The organism is Acetivibrio straminisolvens JCM 21531 (assembly GCF_000521465.1).
Taxonomy (GTDB): Bacteria; Bacillota; Clostridia; order Acetivibrionales; family Acetivibrionaceae; genus Hungateiclostridium; species Hungateiclostridium straminisolvens.
This window is the reverse complement of record NZ_BAVR01000015.1, coordinates 1-24,133: the sequence shown is the minus strand read 5'-3', so window position 1 is coordinate 24,133 and position 24,133 is coordinate 1. Positions and strand designations below refer to the sequence as shown.

At 37.1% G+C, this 24,133-nt stretch carries 22 protein-coding genes and 2 pseudogenes; 1 reads left to right on the top strand and 23 read right to left on the bottom strand.

Annotated features, from left to right (window positions below; all coding sequences use genetic code 11):
- Positions 1-5: 5 nt before the first annotated feature.
- The 21 genes and pseudogenes from JCM21531_RS18255 to JCM21531_RS05725 form a co-directional block, all read right to left on the bottom strand.
- A complete protein-coding gene (locus JCM21531_RS18255) occupies positions 6-164 on the bottom strand; it encodes an acyl carrier protein (protein ID WP_094184745.1) in 159 nt (52 codons plus the stop codon).
- Between the two features lie 237 nt (positions 165-401).
- Positions 402-2,042 (bottom strand): hypothetical protein, encoded by a 1,641-nt coding sequence (locus JCM21531_RS05820; protein ID WP_038288184.1) that lies wholly within the window; start codon positions 2,040-2,042, stop codon positions 402-404.
- Entirely contained in the window at positions 2,012-2,275 is a 264-nt protein-coding gene (locus tag JCM21531_RS05815; protein ID WP_038288182.1) for a hypothetical protein, read from the bottom strand. The genes JCM21531_RS05820 and JCM21531_RS05815 overlap by 31 nt, the downstream gene beginning before the upstream one ends.
- A gap of 23 nt (positions 2,276-2,298) precedes the next feature.
- Positions 2,299-3,003: a hypothetical protein gene (locus JCM21531_RS05810; RefSeq protein ID WP_038288180.1), complete on the bottom strand. Its 705-nt coding sequence runs from the start codon at positions 3,001-3,003 to the stop codon at positions 2,299-2,301.
- A gap of 116 nt (positions 3,004-3,119) precedes the next feature.
- Positions 3,120-4,043, bottom strand: coding sequence for an ABC transporter ATP-binding protein (locus JCM21531_RS05805; protein ID WP_054847014.1), 924 nt, complete (start codon positions 4,041-4,043; stop codon positions 3,120-3,122).
- Positions 4,044-4,048: 5 nt separating this feature from the next.
- Entirely contained in the window at positions 4,049-4,822 is a 774-nt protein-coding gene (locus JCM21531_RS05800; RefSeq protein WP_038288178.1) for an ABC transporter transmembrane domain-containing protein, read from the bottom strand.
- 35 nt (positions 4,823-4,857) lie between these two features.
- Positions 4,858-5,808, bottom strand: coding sequence for an ABC transporter ATP-binding protein (locus JCM21531_RS05795; protein WP_162149303.1), 951 nt, complete (start codon positions 5,806-5,808; stop codon positions 4,858-4,860).
- 104 nt (positions 5,809-5,912) lie between these two features.
- Positions 5,913-6,575 (bottom strand): ABC transporter transmembrane domain-containing protein, encoded by a 663-nt coding sequence (locus tag JCM21531_RS05790; RefSeq protein ID WP_038288175.1) that lies wholly within the window; start codon positions 6,573-6,575, stop codon positions 5,913-5,915.
- 26 nt (positions 6,576-6,601) lie between these two features.
- The gene (locus JCM21531_RS05785; protein ID WP_054847012.1) at positions 6,602-8,356 is read right to left on the bottom strand and encodes a thiamine pyrophosphate-binding protein; all 1,755 of its coding nucleotides are present in this window, start codon (positions 8,354-8,356) and stop codon (positions 6,602-6,604) included.
- Positions 8,357-8,361: 5 nt separating this feature from the next.
- The gene (locus JCM21531_RS23580) at positions 8,362-8,982 is read right to left on the bottom strand and encodes a pyridoxal phosphate-dependent aminotransferase (protein ID WP_038288172.1); all 621 of its coding nucleotides are present in this window, start codon (positions 8,980-8,982) and stop codon (positions 8,362-8,364) included.
- Positions 8,979-9,536, bottom strand: a complete 558-nt coding sequence (locus JCM21531_RS23575; protein ID WP_162149302.1) for an aminotransferase class I/II-fold pyridoxal phosphate-dependent enzyme — start codon at positions 9,534-9,536, stop codon at positions 8,979-8,981. Before JCM21531_RS23575 ends, JCM21531_RS23580 begins: the two co-directional genes overlap by 4 nt.
- A gap of 155 nt (positions 9,537-9,691) precedes the next feature.
- Positions 9,692-10,348, bottom strand: coding sequence for a class I SAM-dependent methyltransferase (locus JCM21531_RS05770; protein ID WP_054847011.1), 657 nt, complete (start codon positions 10,346-10,348; stop codon positions 9,692-9,694).
- Between the two features lie 22 nt (positions 10,349-10,370).
- Positions 10,371-10,646: an acyl carrier protein gene (locus JCM21531_RS05765; RefSeq protein ID WP_038288166.1), complete on the bottom strand. Its 276-nt coding sequence runs from the start codon at positions 10,644-10,646 to the stop codon at positions 10,371-10,373.
- Positions 10,647-10,648: 2 nt separating this feature from the next.
- The gene (locus JCM21531_RS05760; RefSeq protein ID WP_038288161.1) at positions 10,649-12,190 is read right to left on the bottom strand and encodes a class I adenylate-forming enzyme family protein; all 1,542 of its coding nucleotides are present in this window, start codon (positions 12,188-12,190) and stop codon (positions 10,649-10,651) included.
- A gap of 24 nt (positions 12,191-12,214) precedes the next feature.
- On the bottom strand, positions 12,215-13,231 hold the full coding sequence (locus tag JCM21531_RS05755; protein ID WP_201768053.1) for an ATP-binding cassette domain-containing protein: 1,017 nt from the start codon (positions 13,229-13,231) through the stop codon (positions 12,215-12,217).
- Positions 13,228-13,946, bottom strand: a pseudogene (locus tag JCM21531_RS25020) (GTP-binding protein). Before JCM21531_RS25020 ends, JCM21531_RS05755 begins: the two are co-directional and overlap by 4 nt.
- Complete coding sequence (locus tag JCM21531_RS05745) at positions 13,943-15,211, bottom strand: ABC transporter substrate-binding protein (RefSeq protein WP_038288159.1); 1,269 nt, start codon at positions 15,209-15,211, stop codon at positions 13,943-13,945. The pseudogene JCM21531_RS25020 and the gene JCM21531_RS05745 overlap by 4 nt, the downstream one beginning before the upstream one ends.
- Positions 15,212-15,261: 50 nt before the next feature.
- Complete coding sequence (locus JCM21531_RS05740) at positions 15,262-16,275, bottom strand: radical SAM protein (RefSeq protein ID WP_038288158.1); 1,014 nt, start codon at positions 16,273-16,275, stop codon at positions 15,262-15,264.
- Between the two features lie 27 nt (positions 16,276-16,302).
- On the bottom strand, positions 16,303-17,913 hold the full coding sequence (locus tag JCM21531_RS05735) for a B12-binding domain-containing radical SAM protein (RefSeq protein WP_038288155.1): 1,611 nt from the start codon (positions 17,911-17,913) through the stop codon (positions 16,303-16,305).
- Positions 17,914-17,939: 26 nt separating this feature from the next.
- Positions 17,940-18,479: an antiterminator LoaP gene (gene loaP, locus JCM21531_RS05730; RefSeq protein ID WP_038288154.1), complete on the bottom strand. Its 540-nt coding sequence runs from the start codon at positions 18,477-18,479 to the stop codon at positions 17,940-17,942.
- A gap of 666 nt (positions 18,480-19,145) precedes the next feature.
- Positions 19,146-19,622, bottom strand: coding sequence for a hypothetical protein (locus tag JCM21531_RS05725; RefSeq protein WP_038288152.1), 477 nt, complete (start codon positions 19,620-19,622; stop codon positions 19,146-19,148).
- A gap of 450 nt (positions 19,623-20,072) precedes the next feature.
- Here JCM21531_RS05725 and JCM21531_RS05720 point away from each other — a divergent pair.
- Positions 20,073-21,669 (top strand): annotated as a pseudogene (locus JCM21531_RS05720) (peptide chain release factor 3).
- A gap of 147 nt (positions 21,670-21,816) precedes the next feature.
- Here the strand turns inward: JCM21531_RS05720 and JCM21531_RS20855 are convergent.
- Together JCM21531_RS20855 and JCM21531_RS05715 are read right to left on the bottom strand one after the other, a co-directional pair.
- Positions 21,817-22,287 (bottom strand): S-layer homology domain-containing protein, encoded by a 471-nt coding sequence (locus JCM21531_RS20855; protein WP_243467291.1) that lies wholly within the window; start codon positions 22,285-22,287, stop codon positions 21,817-21,819.
- The coding region (locus JCM21531_RS05715; RefSeq protein ID WP_243467290.1) for an OmpL47-type beta-barrel domain-containing protein at positions 22,269-24,133 on the bottom strand (1,865 nt) is incomplete at its 5' end. The genes JCM21531_RS20855 and JCM21531_RS05715, both read right to left, overlap by 19 nt.

Sequence of the window (24,133 nt, the reverse complement as noted above, 5' to 3'; positions counted from 1 at the left end):
GAAATTTACTCTTTTACGTATTTGCCAAGGGTGTTAATGATTTTTTCCAGAGTATTAATTTTATCAAAGAAAAGGTCTTCATCTTCAAAGGATATTCCGTATGTATCTTCAAGCTTTACAATTACTTGAATGGCCTTGAGGGAATTAAGGCCCAAGCTCCCCAGAGGATCGTTTTTTTGATGTTGTTAAACAAGTCTTTATTCACTTCCAACACTTCACATAAAATGTTTATTATTGTTTCTTCATATTGTCTGTCCGTCATATTCTTTACTCTCTCTTCCCCACTTGTTTTATTTAATATGCAACATTGCTTCCGTCCGTTAAATATCTGAATTCTTCAAAAACCCCATTGCTATAAACCACAGCATCGCTGTTAAAAATAGGGTTCCGGCTGAATGAACCTAAAAATCGATTATTTTATTCTGAAGATTATCACTGTTAAAAACTATCGCTAAAATCCGGTGTTCGGCATTAAACGGATTTATAGCCTTAATAAGTGCAAAATACTCTCCTTGATACTCTTTTGGGTTAAACTTTAGTTTAATAAATTCTTTGCCGACTTTCAAAATGCCTGTTTCATCAATAATTCTCCTGTGAAGACTGCTCATATTTCTTGAATCGACAACCGCCACAAAATTAGATTGTCCCAACCTTGCGATGCCAATATCTTTTTCGCAGGCAGTTTTGTATCTGTAATTCCTGGCCCTGAATTCCAACGGTTGCTGCAATATTCGATAAAGTTTATTATAAAATTCCTCATTTTGGCCGTCAAGATTATTGTTTATAACTATTAAACATTCTTTCAAATATAACTGCCTGATACCCAGCAGATTTTCATTTATTTTCAAAGTCCGATAATTACGGTAAAAGCTTTCTTCGCAAAGCGGAATTTCATTCACCGCCAATCTATTGCCATCTGTTTTTATTTCTATTTTACAGTAATCACTGATTGGCATATTCTTTTCAATTCCATTTACTGCGATGGTTATATTTTGATCGATATCCATTGCAAATCTGTTAATAAGAATACTCAAAAAGTCAATATTATTGCATTCGATTCTGATCATATTCCTTTTTTCAATTTGTGCATAAACGGTTGCTTTTTCCTTCAGGCTTATAAAGTTCTCAATTTTCAGCCAATAAGATTTATTGAAAACCGGTTCGGAAGTTGTAAATTGAACAACCTTCGGAAAATTGCAACTTGGTATTTTCATAATGTAATTCAATAATTTTTTACTGTTAAACAGGTCAATAAACTCTTCATGCTCAATATCATGGAATATCCACTGTTTAGCTTTGTAAAAGGTTTTTAAACTGTTTATTACGGCCGATACATTGTACCACATGTCATTAACGGTAAAAAGCAATTCAATGGGAGTGTTTCGGATATTATCCAAATTTAAAGATTCGGGCTCTTTATCATCAAATATAGGTGTTCCCGCTATATTGATAAAAGCGGAAAAGACATCCGGAATTTTACAAAGTAAATTAAACGCTCTGTTAGCGCCTGCGCAGATTCCTATTAAATAAACCCTATCCCTGTTAATATTGAATTTTTCCAAAGTTTCATTCACAACATTAATAATATTTATTTCATTTATATAATCCCACTGATACTCCCATCGGGTTACAAAACTTAATACTATTGCATCGCCAGATTTCTCTCTGACTATTCTATATGGATGAACAGGATACCTGGTCATGCTGTCGTCAAAAATCATGTATACCAACAAAGCATATTCCTTATTATGAGAATAGTTCGAAGGCAAGTAAATATTGTATATAAAATATCCTCCGTCAATATCGCTTTTGTCAAAAACCATTACGCTTTCTTTAAAAACATCAAACAAACTGAGCTTTTTGCCGGAATTCGGTTTAAACACATATCTTTCAAAGTTTAAACAGGCTTCAAACATCTGATGGTACATGTATTCATGCATTGTTTCGGAACCGGCCTTTATTAAACCTGTACGCATATCATACATATCAGTGATTTCGGAAAAAGTCTTTATCATTTCTTCATTGCTGTCTTGCCTTTCCATGGCTTTTTCAATAAGCTTGTTTTTTCCTCTTTAAAATTTCCGTAAAAAACATTCACAATTTCCTTTTTCTTATATCCTGCATTCCCTTCAGCTATTATGGATATAACGCCCCTGACAGAGTCGTCAGTTTCAACGGAAACAACTTTCAAAACTTCTGCAAATATGGTACTGACCGTCCTTCCCAAAGCAGTTTTAACGGTAACTTTAACCGGAACGTTTTTACTATAAGGCATAGACTTCGGCAATATAATAAAGCTTACTTTTTCCCCGGGTTGATAAAATGCTTTCGAAGGAATAATGCATAGCCAAACTTCAAATAATTCAGCACATTCCTGTCTAAAAACCGTTTGTTTGTTTTATTGGAAATAAATTCGTCAAAGGGAGTAACTACAAAAGTGAAAAACCTCGTTGCAATCGAAAGCATTCTGTTTCGTACAAACATGCTCCTCTCCACTAATACAGCATTATTCCCCTTGTTTAATTTAAAAATAAAGGCAGAATTTTTTGCAAAGTAGTTGGGATTTCCGCTAACGCATAACTCCCCATTAATCCAAACCCTTATAGGCGACGGCAGGTTTGTTGATATATGTACCAACACCTCTTTATCATCATTGCTAAAGATATTGCAAAGACAATACACCATCTTCTCTTTGCCTTTTTCGCAAGCATTTTTAAAGAGTTTCTCCGGAGAATTATAGTGGTAAAAGGACCTTTCATGATCTGAAATATAATATCTCCAATTACTTTCTATCTCTTCATCTGAAAGGTTGTCCGCTTCATTTTCAGATATAACGATCCCATTTTCGCTTATATAGGGATCAACTCCGTTTTCATTTAAAACATCAACAATCTCTGCTTTAACAAGCCATCTGTTGAGTATGGCTTTTTTGTCTCCTGAAAAAGTTACAGGATAGTGCAATGCTGACTCAATAACTTTATTTAGATAATCTTGAACACCCATTATAAAAAACCCCGCTAAAATATCAGTTTATTTACAGTTCCCGCTATAAACCTTACAGGATGGTATCGCAGAATCCAACTGTCGCTGCATATGCTGCAGCAAAATATGTACTGCTTTTATACAACATTTTCCACCTCTTTTTTGTGGATCAATTCATGCTTGTAAAGATTGTAGTACTCGCCTTTTAGCTTTAATAATTCCTCATGTCTGCCTTTTTCAACAATCATTCCGTCTTTAAGAACCAGAATCAAATCTGCATTAATAATTGTAGACAGTCTATGGGCTATTATTAAAACTGCTGTGTCTTCTTTAAACTCAAAAATTAGTTTCATAACTGCTTTTTCCGATATATAGTCGAGTGCAGATGTAGGTTCATCCAGGATTAAGACATCAGGCTTTTCCGGAATCATTGCTCTGACCAGGGAAAGCCTCTGCTTCTGGCCTCCCGAAAATGTGATAAAATCATTGTTAATCTGCGTTTCATAACCGTTTTCACGGCTTGTTATAACATTATCGAGTTCAAGCCTTTTAGTCAACTCCATCATCCTGTCTTTTGAACCTTTTTGGGAACCGTATAACAAATTTGCGGAAATTGAATCGGAAAAGAAGAAACTATTCTGAGGGGCATAACTTATTGATTCCCTCCATAAGCCTCCATCCAGCTTTGCCAGATCAATGCTGTCATTTATCAATATTTTACCGGAACACGGTTTATAAAATTTTAAAAGCAACTCACACAAGGTTGTTTTTCCCCCTCCACTGACACCCACCAGTGCTGTTACCTTTCCTTTCTCCAAAGTGAAGGATATATCTTTAAGAACACTGCTTCTGTTCGGATAATTAAATGATATATTTTGGAAGCTGATTTTTTCAACACGGGGAATGTTTTTTTCTCCTGCTTGATAGTCATCCTCATCAATATTCAGTATTTCATCAACACGTTCTTTTGAAATTTTAAACTTTTTAAAATCCTGTACAAAAGTACTGTAACTGTTCAAAACCTCAATGAGCGGAAAATAATAGGCCAATGCTGCAACCAAGTCCCCTAACTGATACGGTCATTTACAAGCAGCCATCCCGCATATAAATACAAAGCACCGCTTATTATTGATCGAACCAATGAAGAAACAAAATCATTGATAAAGGTAATCGTAGCATTTTTCGTCTCGGTTGCAAATTCTTCGTCAAGTAATTTTTTCAGTTTTTCGCACTCCCACTCCGAACAACCCGAAAGTCTGGTTAAACTTAATATTTGTATGCGTTCGCGAATGAACTCATTAAATTTCTCACGGGTTGTTATTGATTTTCTGTATAATTTAGAAATCATGGGAGATATCTTTTTCGATTGAATTACATACAGCAAACCACACACAAATACAAATAACATAAACATTATATTTTTATAACCCAGTACCGCTCCGACGAAAACAAGTATCAGCAGTTTTTCAAAGGCTTGAAATTTCATGTTTTGATAATGTATAAACTGCTTAACGTCATCCGTGCATCTTGTTATAATCTCACCTGTTTTAGAAAATGAAAAATAATGAATAGGAACATTGAACAGTTTGCTGATTAATTTTAATCTTAATTGCGCAGCATTCTGCTCACTCCAAACAGTAAGTCCCCGTGCTTTCCTCCACTCTAAAAACCCCTGGGCAAACGGAATGAATAACACTGCTGTCAAACAGTAGATATACAAGTTCCATTCCTTTTTCACAAGCCGGTCTACAAGCAAACCCGTAAGCAGCGGATATGAAAGTGAAACAATCTGAAATAATATTATGCACAAAATTATTCTTGCAACCAACGCCCTTTTCATAAAGCAAGCTCCTTACTTTGAACTACTTAAACTTTCTATATTATACTGCTCCATATAAAGTTGATAATAATATCCTTTTTTTGCAACAGTTCCATATGTGAACCCTGTTCGATTATTCCACCGTCTTTAATTACAACAATATTGTCAACTTTTGTCAATGTTGCCAACCGGTGAGCAATAATAATACTGGTAACGCCTTTCTGCAATTTTTCAAATGTTTTCTGTACTTTATATTCTGATTCAAGATCCAATGAAGCGGTGGCTTCATCTAAAATAAGGATTTTAGGTTTCCTCAGGAAAATTCTTGCGATAGACATCCTTTGCTTCTGTCCACCTGACAATTGTATTCCCCGTTCCCCAATCACTGTATCCAATTGCTCTTTCAAACCTTTTACAAATTCAAGCATGTCTACGTTTTCTACCGCTTTCCAAACTTCTTTTTCATCGACATCGTCAAGTCCGTAACAAATATTTGCTCTGATTGTATCATTAAGCATATAAGGCTGTTGGGTTATATAAAATACGCTTTGCCTGAATTTTTCCAAATTAATCTGACTTAAAGGTATGTTATCAATTCTGATTTCACCTTCCATTGGAGCTATTATACCCATAAGCAGATTTGCAAGCGTTGTCTTTCCAACACCACTCAGACCTACAATACCTACCGATTGACCCTTTTTTATTTTCAAAGTAAAGTCCTTCAATACCGGTATACCGTTGTATCCAAAGCTTATATTCTCAAAATCCACCTCACCTGATATTGAATGATCATTTATCTTGTCTTCATTGTTTATATACGGTTCATCCTGCAATTCTTCAAGTTCATACACTCTTTTAAGGTGTGTTTTGTACTCATGCATCATTATACTGAAACGCGAAACCTGCCATATGAAGTTGCGAACTTGGGATAAAAGCCCTACCATCATTATTACACTTCCGATTGAGCTATGCCCCAGTAAAACCTTATAACCCAAATATCCATACACAATACCTTCAGGTACCAGGTTCATAATTATATTAAGTATGACCAATTGGCTGAAAAAATTTATATGATTAATCTGTATATCGATATTCTCTTGCTGTTTCTCCTTCAGCTCTCTATTTCTTTTGCCTCACAGTTATGAACTTTTATTAACCGTATCCCTTGTATATTCTCTTTTATCAACTGAAGGATTTTCCTGTTCGATTCTGCCTGCAAATCAAAACTATACCCTTTCTTGCTGAAAAGGTATCTTCTTATTAAGATGTAAGGTATATATACTGTGATAAAAAGAAACGGTATAAAAACATCCGTCTTTATTATAATTATAAAGCAAACAATTGCTGTAACTGTAACACCGAAAATATCCCTCATAATTAAAATAATTTTTTCTTTAATTACAAGAATACTTTCCGTAATCCTCTGGTACAGCGAATCGCTTCCAAATTCAGTAATTTTATTCAATTGCTTTGTCTGAAACAATCTAAAAACATATAACCTCTTATCATTAATCAGCTTAATGACCATTTTTTCCAAAAGCAGATTCGACAACGACTGCAATAACGAACTTATAATGAATGAAGCAGCAATAAGTAATGCGTAAAAGGCCACAACAGAAAATTTACCCGAAGGCAATGCTATATCCACCATTCTTCTGATAACAATCTGGGGCACAGCTACAGCTATACTTGCAAGAAACATTATAAAAAACCATATAAAGAATTTTCTTTTACTCTTTTTAAACAATCCCCATGTGTATCTTACGGTATTCATAAGACCTGCCCTTCTTCACTGATACGTTAATATCTGTTATCCAAAATTGCTTTTAAAGCAAGCTGCTGTTCTTTTACATCCTTGCTCTTTGCAGAGTCGCTAAATTTCCATTGTTGATAGCGTATTAACTGCCGGGCTTTCATCTCAGGTAAAGTCTCATCTATCTGAATGTCCAACAGCAACGGTCTTTCTCTCTCAATAAAGGATTGAACCGCCAATTCCAGCTCATATACGTTCGTGACTTTAACTGCATCAACTCCTAATGCCTTGCACAATCCGACATGATCAATTGCTTTGTATGTGGTACCCACAATATTCCCGTTATAATACTTTTTTTGGGCATTATAAATAGAACCGTACTTTTCGTTGTTTAAGTTTAGCCATAAAACCGGCACATCATAATTATACGCTGTTGCCAATTCAAATCCCGTTTGGCGGAAACCTCCATCCCCAAAAACCGCTACAACGTAACAGGAGTTTCGTGCCAATTTAACACCGATAGAGGCAGCCGGTGCATATCCGATGGATGCCTGGTTAAGGGCTTCAATATGTTTATCCGCACCGTTGAGCAATATATTCGTTTCCGTCCAAACAACAGAATCACACACCCAAACCGTCTTATCCTCCGGCATCAATTTGAACACACTCCGGATTGCCTGAACCGGATTTATCTTTCCTTCGGTGTTACAATCATATTGTATGTTTTCATATTTACGGATAAACTTCTCCTTTGACGCCGTTACTGCATCTCTGGCCTCATCCCATGTTTTTGTCTGAAGCAAATCCAATTTGCTTAAATATTTTAAAAATTCATGGGAATCCATATTAATCCCCAACGTTGGATTGTACACTTTTCCAATTTGCTCAGGATCAATATCCACATGAATCAGCTTGGCTTTTTTAAAAGGTCTGTCCCAACACTGTGTCGAAAACTCACTCATGGAGATTCCCACAGCAATTATCAAGTCAGCATGCATACCAAGATAATAATTGGCATGGGAATGTCCGTACAAACCTATGCATCCTAAGGACATCGGGTTCCTTTCATCTAGCAAACCTTTTCCCCTGAGACTCGTAGCTACAGGCAATCCATATTGGGCCAAGTCAGATACGATTTTTTCATTGCACCTGTATTTTGCTCCGGCCCCCAACAAGAGCAAAGGTTTTCTGGACTCTGACAGAAGTTGTGTTAAAGCGTTTAATTCTGTATTATCAATTACAGGGTTTTCAAAGTTTTTAGAAGGCTTGAACCCGGAGAATTCAATCTCGGACTGAAGTATGTCCACAGGAATACACAAATGCACCGGACCCTTTCTTTTCTCCAGGAGATTGAATTCCGCTTCATAAAGTGCGGGTAACAGTTCATCTACAGTTTTAATAATTTTCGAATACTTGGTAATCTTACTGAATAAACCTTCAAGATCTGCTGTCCGGTTTATCCCTACACTTTCCTGCATCGCGCCTTTTCCGAAATTCTCAACAGGAACCTGTCCGGTAATAATTAATACCGGTTGAGAATCGGAAAATGAATTTATAACACCGCTTAACGCGTTTGTTGCTCCTATACCCGTTGTGGTAATTATGCACCCGACTTTTTCACTGGCCTTGGCAAATCCGTCTGCCATAAGAGCAGCACCATATTCATGCTGGGTAAGAATAAAACGAATTCCATAACTTGAGACAGAGTCTATAATTGGTAAGACGTAACTGCCAGGTATCCCAAAAACAGTATCCACCCCTAATTTTTTTAACCATAAAGTAACTATGTCTTTTATATACAATTATGTCACCTCAGCTTTGCAAGAAACCTGATGAGTTTGTCAATGCTCTCATCTATTATATCATCAGACCTGGAAATGGAAATTCGCCACCAACCCTCATCACACGAATTGAATTCACAACCGGGGACAATTAGAATCCCCTCATCGTCAAACAATTGCTCTCCAAAATTTCCACCGTCCGAAATTCTTTTCGTATTAAACCAAACATAATAAGTGGCAATATTATTATAAAACTCTATATTATGTAATCTAAATAATTCCCGGAACTTGTTTATACGCTGTGCGTATACGGAATTGTTCCGGGAGTAAAAATGCTCAAGTTCTCCACGAATGTCTTTCTCCAAAATTTCTTTTCCGAGATACTGAATAGGTTTAAAGGCCGACACATCAACAACAGTCTTAATGCTTTTCAAATTTTCAATCAGTTTCCTGTTTCCAATGGCATACCCCAAACGTATTCCCGGCAAATTGAAGCTCTTTGAAAACGAATACATCTCGATACAACAATCCATGGCACCCGGCAGACTTAATATTGAAAAATGTTTATAGGATGAAAACGGTATTATGTCTGAATAAACACAGTCCAGACAAATATAAATATTATGCTTCAATGCAATGTCAATCAACGATTTGCAAAAAGATTCATCAACACTGTTCCTGTAGGATTGTTCGGGTAGTTTAAATATAATAACTTAATACTCCTTAAGTCATTGGAGCATAAACTTTCGAGGTCAGGTAAATACCCGTTTTCGGGCTTGGTTTCAATTATTACGGAAGAAGCTTTGGACATTTCTATTGCTTGCCTGTATATAGGATATGACGGTGTTGCATATGCTCCCACATCCCCATAACCCAAAGTTCCCAGCGCAAGATGAACTATTCCTTCCTTAACTCCGAGTAGCGGCAATACCTCATATTCAGGGTGAACACTTACTCCGTGTTTCCTATATGCCCAATCACTTATAGTCTCTTTAAAGGTATTCTCGCCGTAAATCTGTGGATAAGTGTAAATATGCTCTTTATGCATTTGATTTATAAATAGCCCGGTAGCAAATTCCGGGGGAGGCAAATCCGGGTCTCCAATGCTTAAATCCAAAACATTCTTACCTTCCGCCTTTGCAATTCTAAGTTTCTCATATACCTTATCGAAGAAATTGCCGTGTGCTTTCACTTTACCCACCCTGAAACTCAATTTACCCGTTCAAAAAACCGCACCACATGAATGTATTTACTTTTCCGCCAAAAATCTTTATTATTGCTATAGTTTCTTTCCTGCAAAAACTGCCAGTTCAAAACTCTTGAAAAACACATCCACCTGCTTAAAGCCTATTTCCCTCAGCCATTCGCACTGAGTTTCCACAGAAAGCAATATATTGTCTTTTTGTCCTCCCGGTTATGAAAATCCTTGCTTATCTGTTCCCTTGACCTTGCATTTTCCAAATTCTTTTCATATTCAAATATCGAATCAATAAATGCTTCATCACTGAGCATTTCACCCCATGCAGATTTAGATGCAACATGCTCAATATTTATGAACAAGCCATTGTGTTCCAACCGGTCATATATTTCCTGATAAAGTTCATATTTACGGCCATGATGTAAATGATGAATACAATAGCCTGATACAAACGCATCCACCTTTTCCATGCCACCGGTAAATATTTTTTCGTGCCAATCCGGAAATGCAATGTCGCATTTAATTATTTTCACACGGTCCAAATACTTCTCAAGCCTTTTATTGGCTGCTTCTATCATGGGATCGGAAAAATCAAGAACATATCCCCGAGCCTCTCTAAACTGCTCTAGAATCAAATGGCTAAGTATTCCGTCCCCTCCGCCCAAATCAACAAATGTTTTAGTCGGAACCTCGTTATGCCGCAGAATATGAAGCATAACATTCAATTGATCTATTGCATTGGGAAGGGCAGCCCTTTGTCCTTTAATAAAGGATTCAACCACCATTTTGTTTTTCCATGAAGATACAGTCTCCATTTATTCAACCTCCAACTTGTTATTAATCCTCTGCCTTTTCAATCTCAAGAGTTTTTTCCACCAACTCCACAATAGATTTTATTTGATTCAATTTTAGAACGTCCACATCTTCCAAATTAATAGTTATATTAAATTTGTCTTCTATTTCTGCAATCATAACAACAAAATTTATGGAACTTATACCCAATTCATCAAAAATCTTAGTTTCCCCGGTAACATTAATATTAGACAAATTAACTGAACTGAGACCTAAAATAATATCTTTAACTTCCTCAAAAATATTATTTTCAAGACACATTATTAATTCTTCTCCTCACTTATCAATAATTTTTTTAGCTCTTCCCTTAATATTTTTCCGCTGGCACTTCTCGGGATTGCTTTTACTGTTTTAATTAAGTCAGGACATTTATACTCGGATAAATTATCTTTACAGAATTTGACCAGTTCATTCTGATCTATCGGCTCATTTTCGTATTCGACGCAAAACAATACGACTTTTTCCCCCATGTTTTCGTCAGGGACACCGACAACAGCAAAATCATACATTTTCTTATAGCCAAGAAGAGCTTCCTCAACTTCCTCAATAGATATCTTATTACCGTGTTTAATAATTATGTTCTTTTTACGTCCGACAATGTAAAAATCATGTTCTTCATCATAATAGCCCAAATCACCGGTGTAAAACCACCCGTCTTTTATAACATTGCCGGTTGATGCCGAATCGTTGTAATAACCTTTCATTACGGTTGGTCCGGAAATCAGTATTTCACCGACTTCATACGGTTTACATTCGTTACCGGCTTCATTAATTATTTTTGTAGGATAAATCGGTTTGCCCAGAGAACATTTTCTCCTTTTCTCATCGTCATAAGATCCGAATAGGCTTCTACATGTAGTTTCAGTCAATCCGTATCCGTTCAATACAGGAATTCCGGTAAGATCCTCAACCGCATTCTGAGTTTCCTTTGAGAGAGGAGCCATACTGCTGATAATCATTTTAGGTTTCCATGTCAAAGTTTTAAAAGACTTTTGAAACTTCAGTAACATATTCAGCACCGATGGGTTGGCATAAATATGTGAAATTTTATTATTCTGAATTATATTCCAAAAATCTTTCACAAACGCCAAAAACAGTGACTGCTCCAAGAAGGGTTTGCATAAGAAAACGCTCGCTCCAGCATAAGCCGTTGACAAAATATTTATTACCGTCGAACCTATTGTTGTTAGCGGGAAATAAGCTATAAGTCTCGAATCATCGCTTATCCCATAATACCTGACAACATCATAAATGTTTGCCAGTATATTTTGGACAGTCAATTCCACGCCTTTTGACCTTCCTGTCGATCCCGTCGTGAAAATTATTATTGAGCCGTCGGCCGAAATTTCATTTAACTCGCCGGTCTCGGTCAATCCCTTGCCCAGACTGCATTGCTCGTCCATGGTAATAAATGTATATTTATTTGAGAATTTATCAATATAACTCATCTTCTTTTTGCATTCCCGGCTGACAAATACCACTCTGGGACATATCAACGACAATGCATAATCCAGATCGTTTTCTTTAAGACTTGTGCTCAACGGGCTTATTGTTATCCCAAAAGAAAGAGCGGCTGTAATAAAAACATAACCCAAGTAACTGCTTTCGGAAATGACAGCTATTTTATCCCCTGACTTTATTTCAAGGGAGGAAAAGTACCTGTAAGCAGCATTCACATCATTAAAGAATTCATTATACGTGATTTTCCTCTCGTCTGCTTGATTTAATATAAATACTTTGTCACCTTTTTCACTCTGAGCTTTTTTTATCAAATCGTAAATCGAATGAATATTTTTATGGGCCATTCAAAGCATCTCCTTTTAAAATCTTTATAAAGCTATGGTTTCGCCCAAGCGCATTTTCTTTCGTAAATCCTCCACGATTCTCTCATTTTCTAATAGCATTTCCAATATATCACTTTCTTCTTTCTGCCTTTCGATGACTTTTGATATTGCCCCATTTTTCAAAACAATTCTTTTATCCGCTTTTAATGCAATGACAGGATCATGAGTTGCCAATAATGCAATTTCTCCTTTACCGGTAAGAAAATTTATAGCAACATCCTTATTAATTCCTGCATTCTCGATTTCATCAATCAATACAATAGGGGATTTGCTTATAAGAACGGCATCGGAAATCATAAGAGCCCTTGACTGGCCGCCGGACAAGGAAACCAACTGCATCTCCCCTGTAAACGGTTCTCCGCACAATTTACAAGCCGTCTTGATAACATCATCAATGAGCGATTCGTTATTTGATATACCAAGCCGAGATTCAATATGCAGATTAAGAAAATCGTATACAGATAAATCAAGAATAAAGTTCATCGTCTGGGAAATATGTGCTATCGGACGTATCATATTGTATGAGTCATCCGAAACTTCCCACAGGTTATCGTTCAAATACACTTTTCGTTTTGAAACGGTATCCCCCACAGCAAGAGATTCAATATCAAACAGCAACTGTGATTTTCCCGAACCGGTAGGTCCAACAATAGCAACAATTTCACCGCTTCGAAGCTCAATGCTCTCCACGGGTTCCCGATTTCCATCCTTATCAAAACCGGTTTCTATTCGTATTCGGTCAATATTTGAAAAGTTAATCGCTTCCTTTTGCATTTCAATCTCTTTTTTCTGAGCTTCCCTTGAAAAAATAGCCTGCAATACTTGTGATAATTCATAACCGGCTTCGTCACATAAATATTTCAATGAGGAATCTTTGTTCGTAATCGGAATTCCAAGATCCTTCATTATAATTTCAATATCCGGAACCCACTCCTGAATTTGATTTATAGTGAGTCCCTCAACAGTAAAGCTTTCAAGTCCTCTCGATGAATCTTTTATCATAACCGCATATCTCCTATCTGATAATCTGGAAATTGAATTAAACGATAACTTCCTTTTGCAAAATGCTGTCCGACACGCTTTTCTCCCAGACAGAATGAACAGACAGCTCCCGGCATAGGATATCTAAGTTTTAAAGACAAATGGCCTCCTGCGTTGTCAATGTCTTCAGCCTTTTCAAACCAGTTTGACAAGATATTTGTCCGTTGACCCGTCAAACCGTTAACTTCTAGTATTTTTACTTTTGGTGCAACTCTGGATAAATGAATACAGAATACCTCCCGCTCTGCTTGCGATATCAAGTCTCCTTTGGTCAGCACTGCAATATCCGCTGACTTCAAAAGCGGTCCAATTTTTTTAGGGGCATTTGAGCTGAGCATGTCCAAAATAACAACAGATAGTACATCTTTCAGATGAGGTGAACAGCGATTGCATAAACCGGCACTTTCAATTATCAGGTAGTCGCAATTGTTTTTAAATCCCCATTCGATGATTCGGTCGATATTTGTCGCAAGATAGTGATCCGGACAAACATAAACAGATAAACCGTTACAGCCTCAAAGCCATTTTTTTTATACCTTTCTTCGTCTCCTCCAACTAAGCAGTCTAATTTCACCACATGGATCTTCTTGCCTTTATCTTTTAATTTCTCCAGTGTATGCAGTAACACGCTGGTTTTTCCGGTAGATGGCGGTCCGCCCGCTATTATCAGTTTCATATCTTACTCCTTTTCCTAATCATTTCAATTAATCTTGTAGTGTACGTGAGAGGATTGCTCTCGAATAGATCTTGCCAAGGTCTTGTGATAAAAGGTAATAAACGTTCATCAATTTCAAAATCTTTATGGTTTGGAACCATACTGCCGCAGGTCTTAAAGACCTCCAAAAACTCTTTGTCCGTTAAAAATTTCAGTAACTCTTCTGTTTCTTGCACTGCATCACTCTTCACTGCCGCAAACGCAGGCAATAATATTGACCCGTCTTCAGGATACACGGCTACAGCACCGGAAGATGAAGAAATCTCTGCAAAATGCACCGGTACAATAAAGATCCCCGGTATTTCATCACGATCTCTTCTGGTGGATACTTCAGCGGGATGCATGTCATAAGAACAGTTTTCCGCGAATTTTTGGAATTTTTCTTCCCCTAAATGATAATACAATGCACCCAACAGATCCGGAATGATAGGAAGATTCAAGGACGGAACGGCAATTTTGCCTTTGTACTTTTCATCAGTCAGGTCCACCCATGTCTTGGGAAGTTCAACATCACCGAGCACACTCTTTCTGCACGACATAATAAAGGGTGTTCCATAAACCAGACGCAAAATACCGTTCGGGTCTTTAAACTCTTCCAGCAATGGGTGGGCATCTGCATGCGACCCGATCTTCTTCCATATGTTATTCTTATATATTCTGCCTCCATAAAAATTATGTACAAAAATATCTTTACCGACTGCAGTGAACAAATCAACCAAACGATCATATCTTTTACTGTTTGATATGGCCATAATATCCTTAAGCACATCACCGCCGGCCGTTCCCTCGCCTGCCACAGTCCAGGCCAGCTTTTTATCGAATCTGTAGTTGAAATCCGAAACAAATTTGTCAAACTTCTCTATTAGAACATTCCGTATCGGACAAGGCACTATACCCAAGAAACGTATATCCGCTTTCGGCACAGAATCCATGTTTACAATATTTTCACAGGATTCTTCCGTCCTCCCGGGAACGGCATCTTCATCCGTATTTTCGCTGATTCTCTCAATGAGTATCCGAATAAGCTCGTCCACATGCATACCTTTAAAAGCAGCTGCTTGTTCAAGGGTTATCATGTAAGACACAGTTTTACGGGTAACAGGATTTTTCATTGGTGTAAATCCCAGTTCAACAAAAGTATCAATCAGAAACGGATATTTATCAACAATCTTTCCTACGGTTGAATTACTCAATAAGGTTTTGAGGTTGTTATCTTTTGATTCCATATTGACCTCCAATAAATAATATTAGATTTATAACCCGGTCGGTCATTATATCAATGCCTGTCATAAAAATTCATTGAACACGAACTTATCACGCCCCCCTCCAGCGGATTATTGAACAATGGCCCTTTGTAAGTCAGGCACCCGCCCTGACATATTTTTTTATGGAAGTAATTACATTCTTCACAATTGCCGATTGACATATGCTCCCACTTGGCTTCATTTATCAAATACTCAAAATCATCAAGACTCTTTATAAATTCATTTTTGTTCTGTACCTTTATCATGCCGAAATCAATTAAGCTGCTGCACCCCAACACGCTCATATCCGGGTTTATGGCTTTATACGGGCTACAACAACCTTTCATACCGCCTTTATCTATCAGATACTCCAGTTCGCTCTCGCTAAAAGAGCAGAAAGGCAACGGTCTGGCGGATTTAAGCTTTATCCCCATCTCATTTGCATCTTTTACAAAGCTTAAAAGTCTTGGGGCAAACGACTCAACGAACTCTATAGGAACGTAATCGTTATTTCCGCCTCCGGGGGCTGAAATTGAATAGAGTATCAAAGCTTTATATTTCTGTGCCAGGTTTAAGACATTTTCATATTCAAAATCGCTGGAGTTGATATTGAACCGAAGATTGATCATTCTTCCGTCGTTATAAAGCGTATCAATATTGTGCATATATCTTTTTTTCAATTCTTCATTAAAGAAATATTTCTCCTCATAATGTATATTGAATTTTTTCAATACCGGGCTACGGAGAATCAAATTCAAAATATCTTCACCGTACATATTGTTTGTGTACAGCTTGGCTGATTTTATATTTTCATTCATGATGGAGAGTAGCTCATCAAATTTGGAATGCATTGTAGATTCTCCACCTATTAATACAATTTCAACTTTTTTGTATTCCTCATTCAGCCAATTGATTATGTTCCTGAAATTTTCAACTGATATTTCTCCATACTTGTCACTCATTTCTTTTGCATAGCAATAACTGCAATAATTATACATATTGCATTTGTATGTAGGAATAATTGTAAAAGTAATTCTCTCTCTCATTTTATCCTTCTCCTTTATTGCTAAATTTTATATTCGCCTTAAAAGCTCGGCTACAACATTACACACCTTGCTTTTTTCGGCGTTCCGGCTTAAATCAATAATTTTGTTCCAGATTTCCCTTGAGCTTGTTTCATCAACCTGTCTTAAACACTGAAACATTCCAGTTTGAAACAACTGGTATAATTTTTTTCTCTCAAACTTATCTAAATCCTTGAAAAAACTGTTGAGCTTGTACTCTCTTATAAGCCTTGGAATCAGCCCGATAACACTTTCCGAATGATGGTAGACGTCTTTGAATACCTGCATTTGCAATCCCGGGACCTCCTTAGAACTCATTGTGTCATGTTCCCAGGATGTATAGAATTTTGATGTTCTTATCAATTCATCATTTATTCTCAAGTTAAACTTATCACGTTCTTTAAACAACCGGCATCCTTTACTTATACCCAAACTGAATAAATGGTAATATTCCATTTTCGAATCTTTGATTAAGTCCGCAACCTTTTTTACCGTGTCTTGTGTCTCTCCGGGGAATCCAATGATAAAAGATCCGGTTGAATAGATATCGTTCTTATTAAGCCTTTCAAACGCAGGCAGTATGTCTTTTTCCAATGTTTTTTTGCCCATCGCATTCAAAATCGGCTCATGTGCCGATTCAACACCGAGAAACACCTGACTGCATCCGGCTGTCTTGAGGGCTGCCACCACTTCATCAGTTAAATCGGTCACTCTCCCAAAGCAGAAAAATTCCATTCCAATTTTGCTTGCACTAATTTCATTACAAACTTGAATGCACCAGTCTTGTGGAAATGTAAAATTTGACCCGATAAAACGAATTGCATCATAACCCAATTCCTTTAAGTGCTTCATCTCTTCCACTATCCGTTCCGGATTTTTTGTTCTAAACCTGCCGGCAATGGGATAGGTGCAAAACAAGCACCGAAATGCACATCCTCTGACAGCTTCAATAGTTGGGGTAGGAGTAGAATCGTCCCCTATAAAATATTCGTGTATTAATTCCCATTTAGGAATTGGGGCGGAATTTATATCGATATTGGGAATATTTTTAGGAACCTCGGGGATACCCGATCCGTCCTGTCTTTTAACAACACCGTCAATTGCGGTTTCAGAACCGTTGCATATATTATGCACCAATTTAGGAAAACTGTATTCCCCATCACCAAACACAAAATAGTCTACTTGTCTGACACTTGTATATATATCTTCAAATTCGCTTAAGAGAAGCGGACCGCCAACGACTATTTTGGCCTGTTTATTGTAATTCCTGACAAAATCCACAATTTCCTGCAGTCTGGCACATCCGTCAATGTAAGTAGTAGAAATCGCAATACATTTCAAATCTGTTTGTAAATATTGTATCAACTCTTCTTTGTTCTTATTTATTATATCGAAATTATCAAACGTTTTAAATTTCAGTCCTGCATTAAACAGTGCCGTAGAAAGGACTACACCGGTTAAGGAATATCCAACCTCTATTTCAGGAAGGCTTGTACTATATTCCTCAAGCTGAAATGGCTGATTCTTCAGAAACCTTTTAAAACCCATTTGCAATAATGATGTAAATGAATCATAAGCAGTACCAAAATGGTTTTTATCTATCAGAAGCAATACATCCATATTTTTACCTCGTAAATTTTTAATAATTAAATCTTCGACACAACCTCCAACGAAACATTTACACGTCTCAGATTACCCATAAACTCCAATTCTATTTCCGCACGCTTTTTATGTCTGTCAATTCTCTTTACAATGCTCTCCCTGCCGCATAGAGGGCCGGATGTCACTATCAACTTATCCCCTTCTATAAAACCGATTGATTTTTCAACAACATGCGTGTGAGGATGCCTGTTAACACAAAAATTTAACAAAAATTCCTTTTCTTTTTCATGTAAAGACATGAATTCGGGATTTTCCTTTCCCAAAAGATTAATAAAGTGCGTTGTTTGCTTTACTATTTGTAATGCCTTACGTGCAAATTTTGTTGAATCCATTACCGACTCAGCCAAGACATAACCCGGGAACATAGGTTTAAGCTTTTTATAAGTCTGCCCTGAGTTTTTATATACCAGCTCTACTTGAGGAACAAATGCAACTGTCCTCTCATCGTCAAACATTCCGTTTAAGTAGTTGCAAACCGCATGCTCTTTACCGGTATGTGTAAAGAAGACAAACCATTTACACATCTCTGACATCCCCCCAAGACACAGCCTCTCCCCTTCACACCTCCTCTTGGTGCTACAGAAATTGCTATAACATGACACCCTCAGATATCAACGCGAACTGGCGACGATTAATATCCTTCAGGATTTGTTTCTTTGATTTGACTGCACTAATTGCTAATAAATTCAAATAAACATGGGTATGAAAAATAAAGAGTAGTACTGACCTTGCTCCCCAGTTAATTAAGCAAAATACAACACAGGTTGTTTTAAAATCGCTTCTTATCTAGATACTTTTAGATACTTTGATTTTTCTTAATTTATATATATTATACTTCTTCCCCTACTATGTAAAAGATAAATACATTACAACATTTTTTTATTTATACTATTTTAGCATTTTCTTTGATGTTTTTCAACATAATATCTGGAAAACCACCACTTAAAGTTTAATATTTTACAGATTGTTTGTCAATATCTTATTTAATCTTACAGAAGGGCGGAGAAACACAGGAAAAACGCAGAGGGACAGTTCGAAACCGCTGAAATAGCAAGGTTTTTTTTAGCTGCTTTCACAGTTTTATAATTCCAAAAATGTTTAGTTCCAATTTATCTTTAAGAATTGTACAACCCCTCTAGTGTTGGTTTTTATGTCAATTCTATTATACCCTTTAAAAGGGGGGCTTTTTACTATTCTTCCCACGGAACCTTTCTTATCCAGCTATAACCGCATAGTAAGTGAATTATTTCTTCTTTATATTTAGGATGACTAATTTCTTTGTCTAATATGCCTTCTTTTATTTGAATACCAACAAAATCTTTCATTAATATATCAAATTTATTCGAATTAAAATCATCTAAAGAATTCAAAATCTCTTTTAGTTTCCTGTCAAAATTCTCAGTATCATTTTCCATCATCCTTATCTCGTCCATATCAAGAAATATGTAGTTTAGATTAATATCTTGCAATAGAAAAATCCACTTTTGGTATAAAGAATCATATGTTTTAGGAAGTACACTTAAGAATCTTTCTTTTCGTTTAGTTGCTCTTTCAATAGCTTTATCCTTTTCTACTACTAATATAGGCCAATCTTCAAATGTCCCGTCTGACATTTCGAGTTTTCTATAGATAAGATCTTCATAAGAAAATAAACCAAACCAAAACATAGGAATAGAGTAATTGGCAACAGCAATAATATTTTGACTTTCATTATAATTTTATTATAGTCAAATTGCTTAGAATTACCAATTAACAACATTGATCTGTTGGCCATATCAAAAATTCCTCCAAATAATAAAATCTCTGTGTCTTTGTTTTAACTCAATACAGAAGTTTTTCTCCGTTTTGGATTATTGTTTTTATTTCATTTATGATTATACTAGACTATCAGCAAATCAAAATTTCGCCATATTGATACTATAATTATATCACTAAGCAAAACACTGTACAGACTTTAACATAAAAATGCAATATATAGAATTTCCAACAGGTAAGAAATATGCCGTACAATTCCTCAAATCTTTATTATTGACATGCCGCAAGGCAATAATATAAAATAAATTGTTGCCTTATAATACATAATAAATTAATAATTAACGGTAAGAGGTTATGCTGTTATGCAAAATAAAATTAGTTACGAAGTTGAAAGAAGAAGGACGTTTGCAATTATATCCCACCCTGACGCCGGTAAGACAACCTTGACGGAAAAGCTCCTTCTGTATGGAGCGCTATAAGGCTGGCCGGTTCTGTAAAGGCAAGAAAAGCAAGCAAATATGCAACGTCCGACTGGATGGAAATTGAAAAACAAAGAGGTATCTCGGTTACCTCAAGCGTTATGCAATTTGAATACAACAACTTTTGCATTAATATATTGGATACTCCGGGTCACCAGGACTTTAGTGAAGACACCTACCGTACTCTTATGGCTGCCGACAGTGCAGTCATGCTAATCGATGGAGCCAAAGGTGTGGAGGAACAGACTATAAAGCTCTTTCATGTCTGTAAAATGAGAGGTATTCCTATATTTACTTTTGTAAACAAGATGGACAGAGCAAGCAAGGACCCCTTCGAACTTATGGAAGAACTGGAAAATGTCCTTGGAATCCGTTCCTATCCCATGAACTGGCCAATAGGAACCGACGGGGACTTCAAAGGGTATATAACAGAAAACTTTCCCAGATAGAATTGTTCGAAGGAGGCAATCACGGTCAAACTATCGTTTCTTCAACTAAAGGCAGCGTTGATGACAAGATATTCGCCGAGCTTCTAGGAGAACATTATCACAAAAAACTCTGTGAAGATATAGAGCTTCTTGATATGGCAGGAGACGCTTTCGACAGGAAAAAAATACAGCAGGGTGAACTTACTCCCATGTTCTTTGGGAGTGCCATGACCAATTTCGGAGTTCAGCCCTTTCTTGAAGAGTTTTTGGAACTGTCTCCAAAACCGGGCATCAAGAATTCCACCGAAGGAGAAGTAGACCCGGAATCGGACAAGTTTACCGGATTTGTGTTTAAAATTCAGGCAAATATGAATCCCGCTCACAGGGACAGAATAGCCTTTATTAGAATCTGTTCAGGGCGCTTTAGCCGCGGTATGTCGGTCTACCACGTTCAGCAAGGAAAAGAAGTGCGTCTTTCCCAGCCTCAGCAGTTTATGGCACAGGAACGCACCATAGTTGAAGAAGCTTATGCAGGAGACATAATCGGCGTCTTCGACCCCGGAATATTCCACATCGGAGACACTTTGAGCGAAGGCAACAGCAATCTGAAGTTTGAAGGAATTCCAATATTCCCGGCCGAACATTTTGCCAAAGTTACCCCGGTAGACACTATGAAACGAAAGCAGTTTATAAAAGGTATCAATCAACTCTCTGAGGAAGGTACAATACAGGTATTCAAACAAATAGATATAGGATTTGAGTCCCTTATTGTCGGAGTAGTCGGAGTTTTGCAGTTTGAGGTTTTAGAGTACAGACTTAAGCAGGAGTACGGTGTCGATTTAAGAATTCAGCGGCTTCCCCATAAGCATGCCCGCTGGATTGTGTCCAATGACATAGAACCTCGAAATCTCACTTTGACAAGCACGACAATGGTTGTCCATGATGAAGATGAAAGATATGTTCTTTTGTTTGAAAATGAGTGGTCTATACGGTGGGCTGAGGAAAAAAATCCTTCGTTAAAGCTGCATGACATTGCAAAAAGAGATTTTTAATGTTTATTTATATGTCTCATTTATTTGTCTTTAAAAGCTTTATAGAAAGTTTTTAGGATTAAAATAAGGGTTGGTATATTGCCAACCCTTATTTAATTCATGAGTCATATTGAATTTTACTTTATAAAGCCTATAATTCCAAAACTCTTATTCCACTGTTTTCTTACTTACTATCGTTTCACTTTGCTCCTTGTTTCGTACATAATAATGGTCTATAGAGCTTTCCAATATATGTCCGTATGCCCAATAACCTTCTTCAACATCGGCGAAAGGTACCTTTGCCCCTTCAAGCGGACCTCTGAACAACATTTTGTTTATTATTGTCACCGCTTCGCTTCGCGTTATGTAGTTATCAGGCTTAAACAGTCTCACACCATTTTCAAGGTAACCTTCTATCAGTCTTACCCTGAATATTTCATCTATGTAGTTCTTCGCCCAATGATTTGCGATATCTGAAAAATTCACCTCATCATGCTCAACATTTTTAAGCTGCAAATATTTAGCCAAAACCGTAGCAAATTCTGCCCTTGTAATAAAGTTGTCGGGACGGAATGAGCCATCTTCATATCCTGTAAACAAGCCTTTTTCTGTCACGGCAATTATATTGTTATATGCCAATGGTTCTTTGACACATCCGGGTATGTTTTGGTTCCGGCAACCTCTTGTTTCAATCCTAATATCCTAGCCATAATTGTTGCCACTTCAGCTCTTGTTATATTGTTTAAAGGCCTGAACGTATTGTCTTCATAACCTGCAATATATTTGCCGTGATAGTTTTCACCGTATCGGTTCGAGAAAAGAAGGAAAATAGTCTTTGATTCATCGTCATCCTTGTTAAGCAATGTTCCGTCAGCTGTAATGAAAGTAGTGGCAGATGAACTTATCTCCGGAACATCAAGTTGATTTACCTTGACTTTATATTGAATTTTGCCCGAAGAATTCGCCTTAAGAGCTTCGATTTTCCATTCAATGTTATCGTCATTTCGAGTGCCGCCAGCTATATCCACAACAGTTGTGTTTGCTGGTATTTCCGATTTTACAATAACATTATTTGCCTGAGCATTGGTTTTGATCTTGTAGATGACAGTAAAAGTAATTACTTCACCTTCTTCATATTGCGATTTGTCGGCACTTATGAATATGGACAAATCTACCGGATTGGCTCCTGGAATACCTGGGTTGGGCTCCAGGATTTCATTGTCTTTACTGCCGCCATTGTTATTACCTCCGTTATTGCCGCCACTATTATTGCCTCCATTATTGTTATCTCCATTATTACCGCCATTATTGTTGCCGCCGTTATTACCGCCGTTATTACCTCCGTTATTACCGCCGTTGTTGCCATCATTATTGCCACCGTCATTACCGCCGTCATCTTTCTTTTCTTTTATTACAACCTTTTTACTTGTCTCAGGAGAAATATTTCCGGCATTATCAATTGTTCTTGCACAAATCTCTGTTTCTCCCAATGCAGATATGGTTATTACAGTTCCTTCCTCGTATTTTTCCCAATCTTTCGTAGTCGCACCCTTTAAGCAGTATTCAGTTCTGTTAACTCCGGACTCCTTGTCAATTCCAGGCACAATTGCAGCCGTAATCGGTTGTTCTGCAGTCTCCTGAGCACTTGTATTAATCACCGGTGCTGTTGGAGGGTATGTATCAATATTAGTCACAACTTTTACAGCTTCTTCGCTTAAATTTCCCGCTTCGTCCATACATACAGCATAAACTGCCTCATTAACCGTTAAAGTTAAACTGTCTTTATAATCCGACCATTTCGCATCCTTGCCAATTTTAAACAACTTCACAATAGCATCATCGGGATAGCTTATCGTGACAAATACACTACCGTTTGTCGGTGTATCGTTCTCAGGTTTCTGGGTAATAACCGGTGCCTCCGGTGGAGTCTTGTCAATATTATTTATTACAAGTTCAGCTATCTCCGAAACATTTCCGGCTTCATCAGTTGCCCTTGCTTTTATTGTACCGTTTTCATCCATTACAATCCGGTCATCTTTAGTTACATCGGTTATTGGCATCCAAGGTCCGTCATTTATCTTTATCTCTTTGACCGCTGCATCTGTTGGATAATATACCGACACTACAACGCTCTGATTTGTGATTTCTGTCTTGTCTGGAGTAAGCACCGGTTTTTCGGGCGGTACAGTATCAACTGTAAACTCTATTCTTTCCGGAAGTGACCTTACTCCTCTTTTATCCACTGCCCAAAAATAAAAGTCGTGAACTCCGTCTTTAAGATCAAACGATGATAAATCTATGGCTCCGCTTATGCTCTGCTTCGTTCCGTCGGATATAACGGAATCCTTAAAAGAATTTCCCGCCATGCTTTCATCATAGCTGTCAAAGCTAAAGAACAGCCCCAGTGTATCACCTACGTTTTCATCTTTAACATAACCTTCAAAATTAATTTTATTATTTGTAATTATCAATCCCGCTATTTTTT

What these genes read in the sequence shown, in the direction of transcription:
- JCM21531_RS05820 (WP_038288184.1), bottom strand. Translation starts at nt 2,042, where the DNA reads ATGGAAAGGCAAGACAGCAATGAAGAAATGATAAAGACTTTTTCCGAA.
- JCM21531_RS05815 (WP_038288182.1), bottom strand. Translation starts at nt 2,275, where the DNA reads ATGCCTTATAGTAAAAACGTTCCGGTTAAAGTTACCGTTAAAACTGCT.
- JCM21531_RS05810 (WP_038288180.1), bottom strand. Translation starts at nt 3,003, where the DNA reads ATGGGTGTTCAAGATTATCTAAATAAAGTTATTGAGTCAGCATTGCAC.
- JCM21531_RS05800 (WP_038288178.1), bottom strand. Translation starts at nt 4,822, where the DNA reads ATGAAAAGGGCGTTGGTTGCAAGAATAATTTTGTGCATAATATTATTT.
- JCM21531_RS05790 (WP_038288175.1), bottom strand. Translation starts at nt 6,575, where the DNA reads ATGAATACCGTAAGATACACATGGGGATTGTTTAAAAAGAGTAAAAGA.
- JCM21531_RS05770 (WP_054847011.1), bottom strand. Translation starts at nt 10,348, where the DNA reads ATGGAGACTGTATCTTCATGGAAAAACAAAATGGTGGTTGAATCCTTT.
- JCM21531_RS05765 (WP_038288166.1), bottom strand. Translation starts at nt 10,646, where the DNA reads ATGTGTCTTGAAAATAATATTTTTGAGGAAGTTAAAGATATTATTTTA.
- JCM21531_RS05760 (WP_038288161.1), bottom strand. Translation starts at nt 12,190, where the DNA reads ATGGCCCATAAAAATATTCATTCGATTTACGATTTGATAAAAAAAGCT.
- JCM21531_RS05755 (WP_201768053.1), bottom strand. Translation starts at nt 13,231, where the DNA reads ATGATAAAAGATTCATCGAGAGGACTTGAAAGCTTTACTGTTGAGGGA.
- JCM21531_RS05745 (WP_038288159.1), bottom strand. Translation starts at nt 15,211, where the DNA reads ATGGAATCAAAAGATAACAACCTCAAAACCTTATTGAGTAATTCAACC.
- JCM21531_RS05740 (WP_038288158.1), bottom strand. Translation starts at nt 16,275, where the DNA reads ATGAGAGAGAGAATTACTTTTACAATTATTCCTACATACAAATGCAAT.
- JCM21531_RS05735 (WP_038288155.1), bottom strand. Translation starts at nt 17,913, where the DNA reads ATGGATGTATTGCTTCTGATAGATAAAAACCATTTTGGTACTGCTTAT.
- loaP (WP_038288154.1), bottom strand. Translation starts at nt 18,479, where the DNA reads ATGTGTAAATGGTTTGTCTTCTTTACACATACCGGTAAAGAGCATGCG.
- JCM21531_RS05725 (WP_038288152.1), bottom strand. Translation starts at nt 19,622, where the DNA reads ATGTTTTGGTTTGGTTTATTTTCTTATGAAGATCTTATCTATAGAAAA.